Source organism: Chryseobacterium sp. GM_Chr_2 (assembly GCF_026540445.1).
GTDB lineage: Bacteria > Bacteroidota > Bacteroidia > Flavobacteriales > Weeksellaceae > Chryseobacterium.
This window is the reverse complement of sequence record NZ_JALNUD010000012.1, coordinates 34,939-52,033: the sequence shown is the minus strand read 5'-3', so window position 1 is coordinate 52,033 and position 17,095 is coordinate 34,939. Positions and strand designations below refer to the sequence as shown.

Annotated in this window: 13 protein-coding genes; 7 read left to right on the top strand and 6 right to left on the bottom strand. The window is 33.7% G+C overall.

Features of this window, described 5'->3' with window-relative positions; translation table 11 throughout:
- Positions 1–179: 179 nt before the first annotated feature.
- Both rdgB and OXQ85_RS16980 read right to left on the bottom strand, forming a co-directional pair.
- Positions 180–761, bottom strand: coding sequence for an RdgB/HAM1 family non-canonical purine NTP pyrophosphatase (rdgB, locus tag OXQ85_RS16985; RefSeq protein WP_267406002.1), 582 nt, complete (start codon positions 759–761; stop codon positions 180–182).
- Between the two features lie 123 nt (positions 762–884).
- Positions 885–1,715: a type II CAAX endopeptidase family protein gene (locus OXQ85_RS16980; protein WP_267406000.1), complete on the bottom strand. Its 831-nt coding sequence runs from the start codon at positions 1,713–1,715 to the stop codon at positions 885–887.
- Positions 1,716–1,827: 112 nt separating this feature from the next.
- Between OXQ85_RS16980 and OXQ85_RS16975 the strand changes: the two genes are divergently transcribed.
- The 5 genes from OXQ85_RS16975 to OXQ85_RS16955 all read left to right on the top strand — a co-directional run bounded on the left by OXQ85_RS16975 (position 1,828) and on the right by OXQ85_RS16955 (position 7,778).
- Positions 1,828–2,430 carry a hypothetical protein gene (locus OXQ85_RS16975; RefSeq protein WP_267405999.1) on the top strand — a complete coding sequence of 201 codons (603 nt, stop codon included), beginning with the start codon at positions 1,828–1,830 and terminating at the stop codon, positions 2,428–2,430.
- 86 nt (positions 2,431–2,516) lie between these two features.
- Positions 2,517–3,257, top strand: coding sequence for a hypothetical protein (locus OXQ85_RS16970; RefSeq protein ID WP_267405998.1), 741 nt, complete (start codon positions 2,517–2,519; stop codon positions 3,255–3,257).
- Positions 3,258–3,641: 384 nt separating this feature from the next.
- Positions 3,642–4,829 carry an MFS transporter gene (locus tag OXQ85_RS16965; RefSeq protein WP_267405997.1) on the top strand — a complete coding sequence of 396 codons (1,188 nt, stop codon included), beginning with the start codon at positions 3,642–3,644 and terminating at the stop codon, positions 4,827–4,829.
- Positions 4,830–5,184: 355 nt separating this feature from the next.
- Positions 5,185–6,780: a peptide chain release factor 3 gene (locus OXQ85_RS16960; protein ID WP_267405995.1), complete on the top strand. Its 1,596-nt coding sequence runs from the start codon at positions 5,185–5,187 to the stop codon at positions 6,778–6,780.
- A 179-nt stretch (positions 6,781–6,959) separates the two neighbouring features.
- Positions 6,960–7,778 carry a methyltransferase domain-containing protein gene (locus OXQ85_RS16955; protein ID WP_267405994.1) on the top strand — a complete coding sequence of 273 codons (819 nt, stop codon included), beginning with the start codon at positions 6,960–6,962 and terminating at the stop codon, positions 7,776–7,778.
- A 140-nt stretch (positions 7,779–7,918) separates the two neighbouring features.
- Here the strand turns inward: OXQ85_RS16955 and OXQ85_RS16950 are convergent, their stop codons facing one another.
- The gene (locus OXQ85_RS16950) at positions 7,919–10,156 is read right to left on the bottom strand and encodes a reprolysin-like metallopeptidase (protein WP_267405993.1); all 2,238 of its coding nucleotides are present in this window, start codon (positions 10,154–10,156) and stop codon (positions 7,919–7,921) included.
- Positions 10,157–10,520: 364 nt separating this feature from the next.
- Between OXQ85_RS16950 and OXQ85_RS16945 the strand changes: the two genes are divergently transcribed.
- Positions 10,521–11,477 carry a DUF4349 domain-containing protein gene (locus OXQ85_RS16945; protein ID WP_267405992.1) on the top strand — a complete coding sequence of 319 codons (957 nt, stop codon included), beginning with the start codon at positions 10,521–10,523 and terminating at the stop codon, positions 11,475–11,477.
- 264 nt (positions 11,478–11,741) lie between these two features.
- Here the strand turns inward: OXQ85_RS16945 and OXQ85_RS16940 are convergent, their stop codons facing one another.
- Positions 11,742–12,881 (bottom strand): acyl-CoA dehydrogenase, encoded by a 1,140-nt coding sequence (locus tag OXQ85_RS16940; RefSeq protein WP_267405991.1) that lies wholly within the window; start codon positions 12,879–12,881, stop codon positions 11,742–11,744.
- Positions 12,882–13,156: 275 nt separating this feature from the next.
- Between OXQ85_RS16940 and OXQ85_RS16935 the strand changes: the two genes are divergently transcribed.
- Positions 13,157–14,935 (top strand): long-chain fatty acid--CoA ligase, encoded by a 1,779-nt coding sequence (locus OXQ85_RS16935; protein WP_267405990.1) that lies wholly within the window; start codon positions 13,157–13,159, stop codon positions 14,933–14,935.
- Between the two features lie 242 nt (positions 14,936–15,177).
- On the opposite strand, the gene OXQ85_RS16930 is transcribed toward OXQ85_RS16935, so the two are convergent.
- Entirely contained in the window at positions 15,178–15,954 is a 777-nt protein-coding gene (locus OXQ85_RS16930) for a hypothetical protein (protein WP_267405989.1), read from the bottom strand.
- Positions 15,955–15,956: 2 nt separating this feature from the next.
- On the bottom strand, positions 15,957–17,054 hold the full coding sequence (locus tag OXQ85_RS16925; RefSeq protein WP_267406146.1) for a Nif3-like dinuclear metal center hexameric protein: 1,098 nt from the start codon (positions 17,052–17,054) through the stop codon (positions 15,957–15,959).
- Between the last annotated feature and the right edge of the window lie 41 nt (positions 17,055–17,095).

Sequence of the window (17,095 nt, the reverse complement as noted above, 5' to 3'; positions counted from 1 at the left end):
GACTAAAAATTTAAATTGAATCCTAAAATCCCCAAAACTCGCACGAATTCATAATTTGTTCTTCGGTTTATCATTTACCTCGTGCTCAAACAGTGGGAATTTTTTAACGGATTAAATCTAAATTTTCTTAACGCCTCCACTTCCTAGGTCGATATTGAGTGTAATCTCAATCTAAAAAATTATTCTGTCACTTTCAGGAAATCCAAAAATAGATCCAAAGCTTGTTTTCTGTGGCTTATTTTATTTTTATCTTCCGGTTCCATTTGCGCAAAAGTCATTTCATAACCTTCTGGAACAAAAATAGGATCATAACCAAATCCTTTAAACCCTTTATTCTCAGTTAATAAATTTCCGTGAGCTCTGCCATCAAAATATTTAGCACCGTTTTCATCATAATAGCATAAAACTGTGATGAAATAGGCTTTTCTGTTTTCAACACCTTCCATTTCGCTTAAAACCTTTTCGATATTTTTAGCAAAATCGTGATCGCCGGCGTAACGGGCAGAAAAAATTCCGGGTCTTCCGTCTAAAGATTCAATTACCAAACCGCTGTCGTCGCCCAAACTTGGAATTCCTGTTTTCTCAAAGCAATATTTAGCTTTAATTAGAGCATTTGCATTAAAAGAATCGCCATCTTCTACAATTTCCTCATGAATATCATAATCTGTAAGGCTTTTTACGACAAATTCATTTCCTAAAATCTGCTGAATTTCTTCTTTTTTATGTTCGTTGTGTGTGGCAACTAATAATTCCATATCCAATTTTCATTTATTTAAATTCTATTTTTTTGTTTTAAACACTAAAAGCACAAATAATTTTCACGAATAACACCAACATTATTTGTAAAACTAGTGCTTAAAAATTTGTGTAATTTGTGTTTAAAATTAAATCTCAGTATAATGCACTTTATTTTTTCTCGTAAAAAGATAAAAAAACAAAGAAAAAAGTACAATTCCGATGGCTAAAATCATCCATTCAGGAACTTTAAAAGCATCAGCAAAACTTTCGGTTTTCGTATACGTAATTAATAATGTGGAGCATAAATTATTAAACCCATGCAGCAACATTGGAAGCAGTAAAGATTTTGTTTTATAGTAAACCAATCCCAAAACGCAACCTAATAAAACCGCACCTACCAATTGCCACGGATTGGCGTGTACCACTCCGAAAATTAATGAAGCATACAAAATAGCTTTCCATGGTTCAACGCCTTTATTGATTAATCCTTTCTGAATAATTCCTCTGAAAATAATCTCTTCAAAAATCGGAGCACAAATCACGGCAGTAATAATCATCACCACAGGATCATCCGTTAACTGATCCATCAGCTGGGTAAAAAACTCATAGTATTTTCCGAAAAACGGACCTGTTGTAGGAATTTGTGAAGTAATAAATTCTGCAATAAACATCATCCCGATCATCATCGGAAAAATCAATAAATAGGTATAAAAATTGGTAGGCGAAAAATTGAAATTAAGCTTTTTCCCCGTCGTTCTTCGTACAATAAAAAAATCAAAGAAAGCAATTGCAGAAAGAAATCCGGCTGCGTTAGAAAGCATAAAAAACCAGTCTTTATACTGCAAATTTTCTTTCATTACAAACATCCAGAATACATTAAAGAAAGAAATCACCATTGTTCCCGCGAACAAGCCTACTAACAAAGTAAGGCCGCCGAGCCATGTAAATGTAAACTTAGGATATTTGCTGTTTTCCATGTTTTTTGATCGATTTTTATTAAAACAAAGATAATTTTTTTGACTGCCTTTAGCAACTAAAAAAAGAAATACTTATTTTCGCCAATTCACCATCTTTTCATCATAAAATAATATGGAAACACTATTTCCAAGTATAAAATCCGAAACAAGTACTTTTTTGACATTCCTCTTAAAAGCTACTTTTTTTATTCTTCTATTTTTCGCTTTTGCTTTATTTTTTATTCTTCCCATTTACGGTATTTACAAAAGAGGATTTAAGGTAATGCTTTGGCCTTCTGTCATTTGTTTTGGTATTTCTTTTTTAATTTTAATTCCCGCCTTTCATTATTATTTCATCAAAAGAAAGAAACTGGCGAAAGAAATTATCATCAATAAAGACGGAATGTTTTATTACAATTCAGAGAAAAAAATCACCGAAAAAATTTTGTATTCAGACCTTTGCTCTTCGGATGAATTATTTGATGTAAAATCTGTGACCACGCGATCATCTGGCATATATCCCCTTCTTGAAATTTACGTTACATCTGAAAAAGGAGGTAAGCAAATGAAGCATTTAGATATGAATTTAACTTTACTGGCAGTAAACAATAAACTTTCTTTATACGCACATTTTTTACAGGGCATTCATACTTTTCGTCCCGACCTTAAGATCAGTCCGACTATTTTTTCTGATTATTATATTGAAAAAGAAACGTGGACAGTCAATAAAAAGTAAAGAATAAATCCCTTTTTATCATATTTTCATTGGCGATCATCATTTGTGCACTTATCTTTTGGTTTGTATTTTCATTCACTTAAATTATGACAGAAATCAAAGAAAAATTTCCGGCAATGGAATCCCAAATCAGTTACTCGGCTAGGATTTTTGGAGCAATATTAATCTGGTTCATTATTGTAGTATTGGCCGGACTTTCAATTTTCACGTTTTATGAATTATTTCGTCACGATTTGATAGATAATCTGATGAAAGATACCTCAACTTTATTACTATTATTCTTACTGGCGATTGTTTGTGGGCTTAGTAGTTTTGTCATTGCTATCCATTTTATCCGAAACAGAAAACGAAATAAATACAGTGTATTGGTGAATGACCAAGGTGCTTTTATCTTTTCGCAGGATGGTAAAATTTCAGAAGAGTTTTTATATTCAGACTTGTGCGCTGCAAAGGAAAATTATAAATCTGACATAAGCGTTCTGCTCAACTTTAAGCGTGTAAGTACAAAATTAATCGTCTATAAAAAAGATAAATCTAACAGAGTTCACGAACGTATTCTGAGTTTTCAGTGGGAATATCATCCTTTAAAAAACAAATTCCAGCTTTACAGGCATTTTCTAAAAGGAGTACAGATTTTCCGTCCTGATATAAAAATTCAACCTAATACTTTGGTCTATTTTAAACTGATGCCTCCGCCTGAATTAACGGAATCTCAAAAGAAATATGATAAAATATTCAATATTGTCTTTTATATCTTTGGGATTGCTATCCTGATATTCATTATTTATGTTATATGGATGTTCATCAAGATCTTTTTTTACAAGTAAAACCATTCTCTTATTTTTTTAATTCCATGAAAACTCATTGATTTAATTATTTTTAATTTATGATTAATCCCAATCAGGATTTAATTAAAACCAATCCATTTGTAATAAAACCGCTTTAGAATTTGTTATAAATGAACTCATTTTAATTAAATCCTTATTAGATCTCATTTCAAATAGATCTAATGATAATAAATCCTGACAAGGTTTTAATATAAAGTACATCTCCTGTAAATAATTCTTATATTATTTTAATTAAAATAAGAACAGGTATACCCTTTCATCATTATCTTTAAGAAAACAGATGAAAATTTCATATTATTTTAAGGTAAATTTCTCTTCTAAGCTATTTTTATGGAGTAACTTTGCACTTTAATTTTTTTCACAATGGATAGTTTAGTAAATCGGTCAGAGAATGTTAACTTATCCTTGATTACTTATGTATGTTTTACGTTTGTAGGTTACTTTATCATAGGATTATCTCTGTCTGTTCTTCCGATTTTTATTAATAAAAGTTTAGGATTTAGTTTAGTTGTTGCCGGATTGGTGATCAGTCTTCAATATGTTTCCACGTTTTTTCTGAGGGCATATTCGGGTAAGATTATTGATGGAAAAGGTCCGAAACCTGCTGTCTTATTTAGTATGGTCAGTTTTTCACTGACAGGAATATTTTTAATCATTGCTTATTATTTTAAATTCTCCCCTTTCATCAGTCTTTCGTTTTTAGTGGTTACACGTTTACTCACTGGTTGTGCTGAAGGAATGATTGGTGCGAGCCCGATCAACTGGGCGATTATGGCAGTTGGAGAAAAGCATACCGCAAAAATCATTTCTTACAATGGTGTTGCCTGTTACGGAGCTTTAGCGATTGGAGCTTCTCTAGGGGTTACAATTGAACATGAATTCAGTTTATACGGAATCGGGATTCTTTCCATTATTCTGGGTATTTTAGGATTTCTTTTTGCCAAAACAAAAGAAAATAAAACCAATACCAATCCTCAGGAAGCACAGTCTTTCTGGAAAGTTTTGGGTAAAGTTGCCCCTTTCGGCGTTTGTCTGGCTTTAGGTGGGATTGGTTTTGCAAGCATTTCGACTTTCATCACTTTATATTACAACTATTTTCACTGGAATAACGGCGCTTTATGTCTGAGTATTTTTGGAGGATTATTTGTTGCCGGAAGATTGGTTTTCAGTAATGTCATCAATAATTATGGTGGAATTAAAGTTGCCATCGCTTGTCTTATTGTAGAAACTATCGGACTTTTAATTATCGCCTTCGCAACCAATTCTCAAATGGCATTGTTAGGAGCCGGAGTTACCGGTTTAGGATTTTCATTAATATTTCCAGCATTGGGAGTTGTTGCGATTAAGAGCGTTTCACCATCAAGTCAGGGTTCTGCATTGGCAGGTTACGGACTTTTCATTGATCTCTCATTAGGTGTTGCCGGACCGCTAATTGGTGGCGTGGCAGATATTTACGGAATGAGTTATATATTCCCTTTCAGTGCAGGGATGGTTTTCGTGGGATTGGGATTGGCTTATTTGCTTAAAGTAAAATCAAATTTAAAACATTAATTGCACGAATTTTATTTAGAAATTTAAATATTTTCCTAAATCAATCGTAATTATTATTGTAAAAATCAATAATATGAATTTCAGGTTGGTTTTTCACAAAGGCGCAAAGTTTTTTTATTTAAATATAATGTTTTAAGGCACGAGGATTTTATCTGCGATAAAATTAATTATTAACATTATAAAAGAAAATCTTCGATTTTCTCCTTGTATCTTAAAAACAGAATACTTCTACTAAACCTTGCGCCTTTGTGTTTTTCCAACAAATTCAAACTCATCATAGTCTTTAATCAAAAATAAAAAATCAAATTTTCAGGATTCGACAAAATTCACGATTTTTGCAACTTCAAAATACGATATGTCAGACTTAATCAAAGAAATAGAAAAAAGAAAAACCTTCGGGATTATCTCTCACCCCGATGCCGGAAAAACCACTCTTACAGAGAAGTTACTACTTTTCGGGGGTGCAATTCAGGAAGCGGGTGCGGTGAAATCCAACAAAATAAAGAAAGGAGCCACCTCCGATTTCATGGAAATTGAAAGACAGAGAGGGATCTCCGTTGCAACTTCCGTGTTGGCTTTTGAATACAGAGATCACAAAATCAACATTTTGGATACTCCAGGTCACAAAGATTTCGCCGAAGATACCTACAGAACTTTAACGGCTGTGGATTCAGTTATCGTTGTGATTGACGTTGCAAAAGGGGTTGAGGAACAGACAGAAAAGTTGGTTCAGGTTTGTAGAATGAGAAATATCCCAATGTTGGTTTTCATTAATAAACTTGACCGTGAAGGTAAAGATGCTTTTGATTTGTTGGATGAAGTTGAACAGAAATTAGGATTAACGGTTTGTCCGCTTTCTTTGCCAATTGGTATGGGTAGTGATTTCCAAGGAATTTATAATATCTGGGAAAACAACATTCAATTATTCTTAGAAGAGAAAAAACAGAAGGTTGGAGATTCTATTAAGTTTGATGACATTAATGATTCTAAAATTGACGAAGTAATCGGTGAAAAAGCAGCCAACACTTTAAGAGAGGAATTGGATTTAATTCAGTCTGTTTATCCTGAGTTTAATCGTCAGGATTATATGAATGGTGAATTACAGCCTGTTTTCTTTGGTTCTGCATTAAATAATTTTGGAGTTCGTGAATTGTTAAATGCTTTTATCGACATTGCTCCGATGCCACAGCCAAAAGAAAGTGATACTCGTTTGGTTAAACCTGAAGAAAGCACATTTACAGGATTCGTTTTCAAGATTCACGCGAATATGGATCCGAAACATAGAGACCGTTTGGCGTTTGTGAAAATTGTTTCGGGAACTTTCAAAAGAAACGAAAATTATTTATTGGTAAGAGAAGGCAAAAAAATGAAATTCTCTTCACCCAACGCATTCTTTGCTGATAAAAAAGAAGTTATAGACGAAAGTTTCCCGGGAGATATTGTTGGTCTTCACGACACGGGAAGTTTCAGAATTGGAGATACATTGACTGGCGGTGAAAAGTTGAGTTTCAAAGGAATTCCTAGCTTCTCTCCTGAGCATTTCAGATATATTAATAATAACGATCCGTTGAAGGCTAAACAATTGGCAAAAGGTATCGATCAGTTAATGGATGAAGGTGTTGCCCAGTTGTTTACGCTTGAAATGAACAACAGAAAAATCATTGGAACAGTTGGAGCACTTCAGTACGAAGTTATCCAATATCGTCTGGAGCATGAATACGGTGCAAAATGTACCTATGAACCTCTTTCTATGCACAAAGCTTGTTGGGTTGAAGCCGATGAAAAATCTGATGAATTCAAAGAATTTGCAAGATTGAAGCAGAGATTCTTAGCGAGAGACAAATACAACCAATTGGTTTTCTTAGCAGATTCTTCATTTACGATTCACATGACGCAGGAGAAATTCCCGAATGTGAAACTGCATTTTATTAGTGAATTTAGGAATGCTTAAATCAGCAAAACCTTTTAATAATATATAGATCCGTAGAAATATTTCTACGGATTTTTTTTGTTAAATTCATTATTAATAATTTTAATCATAATAAATCAATATTATTTGAAATAATAGATGTTCCTTATAAAAAGTTTGATGTAAATTTAAAAAAGTAAAGCATAAAAAACATCATATCCATGGAACAACAAAGTATTATCGCTGGTTTTCAGCAGGTCGATCATTCTCAGCATCAATTTTTAATGAAATTTTTAGAAGATGTAGCAGATCAATCCGTAGTAAAAGAATCTTTAGAATTACAGATAAAATTGCTTGATGCAAAACCGGGTGATCACCTACTCGATGTGGGTTGCGGAATTGGAATTCAGGCAAAAAGAATTGCGGAAGAAGTTGCTCCAACAGGAAAATTCGTGGGAACAGATATGAGCAGTGTAATGATTGAATTGGCTAAAGAAAGAACTGCTGACCTAAATTTACCCATAGAATTTTATGTGGCAGAAGCTGACTCACAACCTTTTCCCGATGAATCTTTTGACGGAATTCGAACTGAACGCGTTTTAATGTACATCAGCAATACTCAAAAAGTATTTCAGGAATTTATGCGACTTCTAAAACCAGGTGGTCGACTTGTCGTTTTTGATTTTCATTGGGATGGATCTCTGATTTCACATAAAGATAAGGTCTTAACGCGAAAAATAATTCAATATACTACAGACAGTTTTCCTAATGGTTATTTAGGAACAGATTTGCATAGGCAATTACGAAATGTTGGATTTCAAAATATAAATATCCAGCCCTATAACTATTCCGGAACCAACGAAATATTATTTGAGCTTATAAAAAGAGCTTATGGAGGAATTTTGCAGTCTGGAGTTGAAAACGGAACATTTACACAACATGAAATTGACAACTGGTGGCAAGCTCTTGAAGATGATGCTGAAACCGGAAACTTTTTTGTTTCTTTAGCAGGAATTATTGCGTATGGAATTAAGGGCTAAAAATACAAACCCTCACTATTTACTTAACAAAACTCAAAAATAAAGTGGTAAAATAAAAAGACTTATTATCTTTTCATTTTACCACTATTTTAGTAAGATATATAGAAATTTTTTCTTCCTGTTATTCCATAAATAGACTATTATTCTTTAATCCATTTAATGGTTTTTTCAAAATCTTTCGTTTTAATTTTCACTAAATAATCACCTTTAGTTAAATGCGTAAGATCAAAAGTTCCTAAGTTATCTTTGTTCAATTTGTTGTTGAACGAATTAAATACCAATCTTCCGCTTGTATCATAAACAGTAACATCAAAATTATCTTTTTGATTGCTAAATTTAATATTTAAAAGTCCTTTACTTGGATTAGGATATACTGCAAAAGCATCTTTATTTGCAGCCGTTTCACTCACAGCCAAAACCTGCTGAGTAATAGTAAAGTTAACAGGATTGATATTGTAGAAAACATTTCCTACAGATGCCACCATAATTCTTGCCTGTGTAGTACCAACATTTGGAATTGTGATCGTCTCTGAACCATCATTAGGCGTAGAAGCCAAGATTGTAGTTGGATACGTAAGTCCGCCGTCTGTAGACAATAAGATAGCTACATTAGCACAATTTACAGGAGCTGCGGTTGTATTAGCCACATTCCATGTTATTGTTTGCGTAGAATTACCTGCCCAGTTTACTGCAGTACCAGGTGCTGTTACTATAAAAGGTCCCGAAGCACCATCTACTGTAACGGCAGCATCATCATTCGCTACCCCTGCACATCCTGCATTATTATCTCTTACCGTTAACCTAAACTGCATTGTTCTTGCATACGATGGTAAAACCTCTCCTATTGTTACTGTATTATTAATAACGTCTGTAAGTTTAGGAAAATATCTATATGGAACCGTTACTGGCAAAAAAGATCTGAATATAGCTGCATTTCCTGATGGAGTATTCCAGTTACCAGCAGGGCCGATATCATTTTGCTCCCATGAATAGGTTAACGCATTATTCTCTGCATCTGTTGCAGAACCTGTTAATTTAAAAGGAGTACTTTTAGGAATTGTATAATCATTACCTGCATTTACAACAGGAGCCGTATTGGAAACCGGAGTTGTTACCTGGCATGTTTTAGATAAAACTGTTTGTGTGATCGATTGGAATGAATCAGTATGAAAAGTTGCAATACTGTTAGCTGCCAAATTATTAGCACTACCGCAAATACCAGCGTATGCCATAATTGTTATTCCGCTTCCCGGTTCTACAGCATGGGCAGCGCTTCGGTTACCACCTCCACAATTCACTGTAGTTGAATTGAAGGTATGTGGCCCTCCAAACTGATGTCCCACTTCATGCGCAACATAATCAATATCATAAGGATCTCCCACAGGATTTGGCGATCCGGTAATTCCTCTTGCTTTATTTGAATCACTACAAATAACTCCTAAACCGGCTAATCCGCCACCGCCTGTACTGAAAGTATGTCCAATATCATAATTTGTTGCTCCAATGATAGAATTAATGTTATTCTGACTTTCAGTAATTAATACATTAGCATTATTATTTCCACTGAATGGATCCGTATCTGGATCTACAAACACCACAGAAGCCTCATTATCTATAAGAACCAATCTTACAGCTAATTCCTGCTCGTATACTCCGTTTACTCTATTTACCGTTGTTACTATTGCAGAAAGAGCCTGTGCAACGGTAGGAGAAGCCAGCCCTGTAGCAGCCTTTGCATATTCGCCCGTACATGCCACCACAAATCTGAAAATTCTGATCTGGCTACCTACGCTTGGCGTTACGCTTTTTTGTAGATTTTTTTTTTCTATACCCAGCTCCTCATCTTGTGCATCACAAATTCTTGGTGTTTTATTGATCAAATCGCTTTTACGGTAAATAATGTAATTATTCACATCACTTTTCATGTAAGGATCAATATATAGATCGCCTGTAATCAAAGATTTTATCTGAGCGTGAAATCCAAGCTCTGTAATATCCATCTTTAGAGTTGCATATTTATCATCAACCCCTTGCCCCGTAAGCGTTACTAATTGAGGAAACTGTTGAGCCAATTTTGATCCCATCACAGAAGACTTCCAGATTCTGAATTTAGCTTTTGTACCATCAGGCATTGGAAGAAGAATAATCGGAGCCTGATCTTTAGATTCATTATCTCTTAGTTCCGGAACAGAATTTAGATACCCTTTAATAGCCGTAACATCTAGTTTATAGGTAAGGTATTTTTCGGGTTCAACTGTTCTTTTTGCAGGATCTGCTTTAATAGATCTTTCATCGATTTTAGAAAAATAATCCTGGGCTTTTGCTAAGGGAAAGGATAAAATACATATCCCAAAATAGAGTAATTTTTTAATTTTCATATTTCATTTATTTAAAGTTTTTAAGAAGTAAATATATTTTTCATATTATTTTAATCATTCAACAATTTCATTATTTATTATCCTATCTAAACAAATATATTGAAAAAAGCAATACAAATTACTGAAATTAAGACAACTGAATAATAATTCAACAAATAATGAATTTTAAAAACTGAATATAATATTTTTAAATTAATTAAAAGAAAATTCCATAAAAGTGATCATATAAATTGTAAAACTCTTGTAAAACACATACAAAATATTGATTTTTAATCAAATAAAACTTTACGACAGAAATACATTCCTTTTACAATCTTTACAAAAGCTTCACTCCTAATTTTACTTCATCAAAAAAATTAATCTTATGAAAAAGTTCATATTAATGGTTGCCGCATCAAGCATCTTTATCATGTGTAAAAAAGGAGAAGCAACAAATTCTAGTGTTGAAAATGCTATGAGTTCAGCAGATAGCGCAATTTCGGTTGCTTCAGATAAAATAAACGAAGCGAGCGATCAGGGAAACGCTGCGTTAGACTCTGCGAATGTAAAGATCAAAGATTTTGAGCATGCTAAAAATGATGTTCAGGAAAAAATAGAAAGTACAGCTAAAATTGTAGATTCACTTTCAAACAAAATTTCATCTGTAAAATTAGAGACTGCAAAGAAAGATTCAATTCAGAAAAAAGATGATAAAATTGTCGTGAATGTTCCGGCTCCAAAAGTCATCAAGGAAACAAAAGTTATTTATAAAGACAAACCAAAGAACGAAAATTTTGAACTAAATCTTCCTAAAAACAAAATGGTAAAATCTGGTTTTATTTCCATTAACGTAGATAATGCCGAAACGATGAAAGAAATTGTACGTGAGGAAGTAAAAAAGAACAAAGGTTTTATCGCCAGTGAAGAAATGTCTTATGTAGAATCTAGTTCGGTAAATAATTCATATAATTCTGATGATGAAAGAAAATCTTACCTTTTAAAAGTAAAAATTCCGATTCAGAATTTTGATGATCTGATGAGCGAGCTTAATTATAATCTCGGCGATGTCGAAAGCAAAAACGTAGAAGTTTTGGGCGATAAATACGTCGAAAATGCGATTTGCAGTATCTCAATTTCTTTAACCGATAAATCTGAAGTTACAAAAGAACCGAAAACCTTTGGTGAAAAATCTTTTGCCGCCATAGAATCTGGTTGGGATGTGATTACCTCTATATTTCTATTTATTCTTCCGTTGTGGCCTTTACTTTTGGCTGGCGGAATCGGATATTATTTCTATAAAAAGAAAACTAAACCCAACTCTGAAAATAATTTAAATGAATAAAAAACCCTTGTTTTACAGGAAAAAATTATTTTAATATTTTTTTAATTAATTTTTCATTAATATAAAATTTCTTCTTTTTAAATTTATGATATAATAAAACAAACGGAAATTTGTTTTAGATTTAATAAAGAAATAATTTTTCTATTATATTTTATATTAAAGTTATGATTTGGTGTAAAAATAAGGCCCTCGATTGAGAGCCTTATTTGTTTTTACTATTTCATGTGTTCTGCTTTATCTGGAATAAGTCAGTTTTTAAGCAATTTATTTTGAAATGCTTCTTGAAATCACAATTTTCTGGATTTCAGAAGTTCCTTCATAAATCTGAGTGATTTTTGCATCTCTCATTAATCTTTCAACGTGATATTCTTTTACATATCCGTATCCACCGTGGATTTGAACTGCTTCAATCGTTGTATCCATCGCAACCTGAGAAGAATATAATTTAGCCATCGCTCCACTTTCAGAAATATCTTTTCCGGCATCTTTCTCACAAGCAGCCTTGAAACAAAGCATTCTTGCTGCCGTGATCTGAGTTGCCATATCTGCCAATTTGAAAGCAATCGCCTGGTGATTAATAATCTCAGTTTTGAAAGCTTTTCTTGTTTTAGCATATTTCAACGCCAATTCGTAAGCTCCGGAAGCAATACCTAAAGCCTGAGAAGCAATACCAATTCTACCACCGTTCAAAACAGCCATAGCAAAATTGAATCCGAAACCGTCTTCCCCGATTCTGTTTTCTTTTGGTACTTTTACGTTGTTGAAGATCAAAGAATGCGTATCACTTCCTCTGATTCCCAATTTGTCTTCTTTTGTTCCGATTTCGAAACCTTCCCAACCTCTTTCAACGATAAACGCATTGATTCCTTTATGTTTTTTCTCAGGGTCAGTTTGTGCAATTACGATATAATATGTAGCTGTTCCACCATTTGTAATCCAGTTTTTAATACCATTTAAAAGATAATAATCCCCTTTATCCTCAGCAGTTGTTTTCTGAGAAGTTGCATCAGATCCCGCTTCAGGCTCAGACAAAGCAAAAGCTCCGATTACCTGTCCGCTAGCAAGAGGTGTAAGATATTTCACTTTTTGCTCCTCAGAAGCGAATTTTTCAAGACCTGCGCAAACCAATGAATTGTTTACAGACATTACAACAGCCGCAGAAGCGTCGATTTTTGCAATCTCCTCCATTGCCAAAACGTAAGAAACACTGTCCATCCCTGCACCTCCGTACTTCGGATCTACCATCATTCCTAAAAGCCCCATCTCTCCCATTTTTTTCACCTGCTCCGTAGGAAACTTCTGATCTCTGTCTCTTTCGATTACTTCAGGTAAAAGTTCGGTTTGTGCAAAATCTCTTGCCGCCTGCTGAATCATCAGCTGCTCTTCTGATAAATTAAAGTCCATAAAAATTAATAATTAGATAGTCGCTAATTTACACTTTTTGAGCAAATCTGAAAATAGAATTGAAACTTCCTGTTTACGCCCTGACAGATAGCGATTAAAGAGATTCAGCAAAGATTCAACATCATATAAATTATCACTAAAACTTCGCTTTTCGGCTTACCTATTATTGATAAATTATTGCGAATATTTTATCGATTCCTAAATCTAACAATCAAATTTCTCTAATTAAAAAAAATTCTTATATTTAAATTAATTAAAATTATACCTAAAGAATCATGGCCATCAAAAGATTATTCGATATACCGCACTACGCTTTAGAAAAATATCCTAAATCGGATATGTTTGTGACCAAGTATCACGGCGAATGGAAGAAAACGTCTACCCAGGAATTTATCAATCAGGCAAATAAAATATCAAGAGGACTTCTAAAACTAGGCATAAAACCTGGCGATAAAATAGCTTTAATTACTACAAATTCCCGTACAGAATGGGCGGTTATGGATTTGGGACTTTCCCAGATCGGAGTGGTTTCTGTACCTGTTTACCCTAGTATTTCGCCGGAAGATTACGAATTTATCTTTAATAATGCTGAAATTCACTATTGTTTTGTTTCAGATAAAGAGCTTTTCAATAAAGTAACTAAAGTGAAGCATAATATCCCGTCTTTACAGGGAATTTTTACTTTTGATAATGTAACAGGTGCTGCCAACTGGAAAGAAATTTTGGATCTTGGTGAAGATGATTCTACTCAAATTGAAGTGGAAGATCTTTCTAAAGCCATTAATTCTGATGATTTGGCAACCATTATTTACACTTCCGGAACAACAGGAAGACCAAAAGGAGTACTACTGACGCATGACAATATTGTTTCAAATGTGTTGGGATCTATTCCAAGAATTCCGAAGAAAAAAAGTTTAGATTATAAAGATACAAGGGTTCTAAGCTTTTTACCGATCTGTCATATTTTCGAAAGAATGCTTTTCTACCTTTTCCAATACAATGGTTTTTCGATTTATTTCGCGGAAAGTATCGACAAAATGGGCGAAAATGTAAAAGAAGTGAAACCTCACTACATGAGCGTTGTTCCAAGATTGGTTGAGAAAGTATATGATAAAATTTATGCAACAGGTTCTTCTGCAGGAGGTTTAAAACAAAAAATATTCTTCTGGGCGCTTAATCTTTTGAGCAAAAAGAAAACGGTTTCCAAACCATCAGGATTGTTTGAAATTATCGCTGATAAATTAGTTTTCAAAAAATGGAGAGAAGGTTTGGGAGGTGAAATTATAACTTTAGTTTCCGGTTCTGCAGCTTTGTCTACAAGATTAAATTTACTATTTCAAAATGCGGGAATTCCAATTTTGGAAGGCTATGGTTTAACAGAAACTTCGCCTGTAATTTCTGTAAACAGTTTCGGTAAAATGAAAATAGGAACGGTTGGTCCACCATTGGATAATTTACAGGTAAAAATTCAGGAAGACGGAGAAATTACCGTAAAAGGTCCTTCTATATTTAAAGGTTATTTCAAAAATGAGGAAATGACGAAAGAAGCTTTTACAGAAGATGGTTATTTTAAAACCGGAGACATTGGCTTAGTCGACAGTGACGGGTTTCTACAAATCACTGATCGTAAGAAAGAAATGTTTAAAACATCAGGAGGTAAATATATTGCTCCTCAAACGATAGAAAATTTGGCAAAAGCTTCTAAATTTATCGAACAGATCATGGTTGTGGGTGATGGTGAAAAAATGCCAACAGCTTTAGTTCAGCCTGATTTTGAATTTGCCAAAAGCTGGGCAATGAGAAATAATCTAAACATAGGTTCTACTCCTCAGGAAATTGCGAAAAGTCCCGAATTAAAGGAAAGAATCGAAAAAGAGATGGATAATATCAACGAACATCTTGGAAACTGGGAAAAGATCAAAAAGATAGAGCTCACACCAGAAGTTTGGAGCATTGAAGCCGGACTTCTAACTCCGACATTGAAGTTAAAAAGAAAAGCCATAAAAGAGAAGTTTATGGATCTGTATAATAAAATGTACGAACATCACGAATAATATCAACCGCTTCTTTGGAGGCGGTTTTTTTATGCAAACACGAATGCACAAATTTTTGCCCAATAACACAATTATTTAAAATTTCCGAACAGAATGTAACGTTATTTTATCTCTCGCAGATTTAGCAAACCTAGCAGATGACTGCGTTTAAAATCTGCGTCATCTGCAAAATCAGCGAGAGACTAAAAACAAAAAAGCTGTCTCAAAATTGAAACAGCTTCTATATTTTTAAAAATAAGTAATTAGAATTTAATTACAGATTTCATTCTTTCATTTTCTTCCATTACCAACTCGTCGTCAACAAGGATTTTTCCTGAATGCTCATCGATAATGATTTTCTTTCTCTGAGCGATTTCCATTTGCTTTTGAGGCGGAATTGTAAAGAATGAACCTTTCGGTGCTCCTCTTTCTAAACCTACAACTGCAAGACCATTTGGAGAGTTCGTTCTGATTCTGTTGTAAGAAGCCAATAATCTCTCATCGATCTTACCTGCGAATTCTTTAGACTGCTCGATCAAATATTCTTCTTCTTTTTGAGTTTCAGAAATAAGACCGTCTAATTCTTCTTTTTTGAATTTTAAGTGATTTTTAAGATCAGAAATCTTATTGTTAAGCTCGCTTAAAGTTTCGTTTTTGTGAGCAATTTTAGCTCCGAATTCTTTAATTCTTTTCTCAGCAAGTTGAATTTCAAGCTCCTGATATTCAGTTTCTTTACCTAAAGCTTCAAATTCTTTGTTGTTTCTTACGTTATCCTGTTGAGATTTGTATTTTTCGATCAAAGACTTTGCATGGTTGATTACCTCATGCTTAGTTTTGATTTGGTCGTCCTGCTCTTTAATATCTGTATGAAATTTTTCAGCTCTTTTCTCAAGACCTTCAATTTCGATTTCAAGGTCTTCCACCTCGATTGGCAATTCTCCTCTTGTATTTCGGATTTCATCCAATCTAGAATCAATGATTTGTAAATCGTATAAAGCTCTTAATTTCTCTTCAACTGAAATATCGTTGGTTTTTGCCATATTTAAATGAAATAATTTACTGGGTTGGTTTTCTCAATAGATTTTGAAATTGCAAATGTACTAAATTTTTGTGATAAAATTTCAAATAATTGTTGCGTTACAAATTGTTCAGATTCATAATGCCCGATATCGCAAATCAACATCTTAGATTCGGCGAGGAAAAAATCGTGGTATTTGATATCTCCCGTAAGATAAGCGTCACATTTTTTAGACAAAGCCGATTTTATTACACTCGCTCCGGAACCTCCCAAAACCCCTACTCTTTTTATTTTTTTATGAGTAAAATCTGAATGTCTGATAATCTCTAAATTGAATTTCTCTTTCACCAATTTCAGAAAGTCAGCTTCATCTATCGCCTCTTCAAATTCGCCAAACATTCCCAAACCTGTGTGATGATTGTCATTATCCAACGAATAAATCTGATGAGCCACTTCTTCATAAGGATGCGCTGAATTCATCGCTGCCACAGTCTGACCTTGCTTATAACTTTCAAAAATAACAGAAATCATATCTTCATCTGCATTTTCTCTGATATTTTGCTGTCCGGAAAAAGGTTTGGAACCTTCTATTGGTCTGAAAGTTCCGTTTCCGTTGATGGTGAAACTGCATTCATCATAAAAACCGATATTTCCCGCCCCTGCCGAAAACAAAGCTTCTTTTACATTTTCAGAATGATCTTTAGGAACGAAAACCGTTAATTGTTTTAAATTATTTTTTTTAGGCTGAAGAATTTTCAAATCTTTTAAACCTAAATGATTACAAATTCCTGCATTTACACCAAAAAAATCATTATCCCAAGCCGTATGAATCGCATAAATGGCCACTTTATTTTCAATTGCTTTTAAAACGGCTCTTTCAACGTAATTTTTCCCTGTTAATGATTTTAACCCGGAGAAAATAATCGGATGAAAACATACTATCAAATTACAATTTTTCTGAATAGCTTCATCCACAACATTTTCCAATGCATCGTGGCAAACCAAGATTCCGCTTACATTGCGACTTGGAACACCGCACAGCAATCCTACATTATCAAAATCTTCTGCCTGCTGCAACGGAATGCGCGTTTCTATTTTTGAAATTACTTCGCTTATTGTCATTTTATTCTGTATGTTTGTTACGAAAATAGGCATAATTTGTT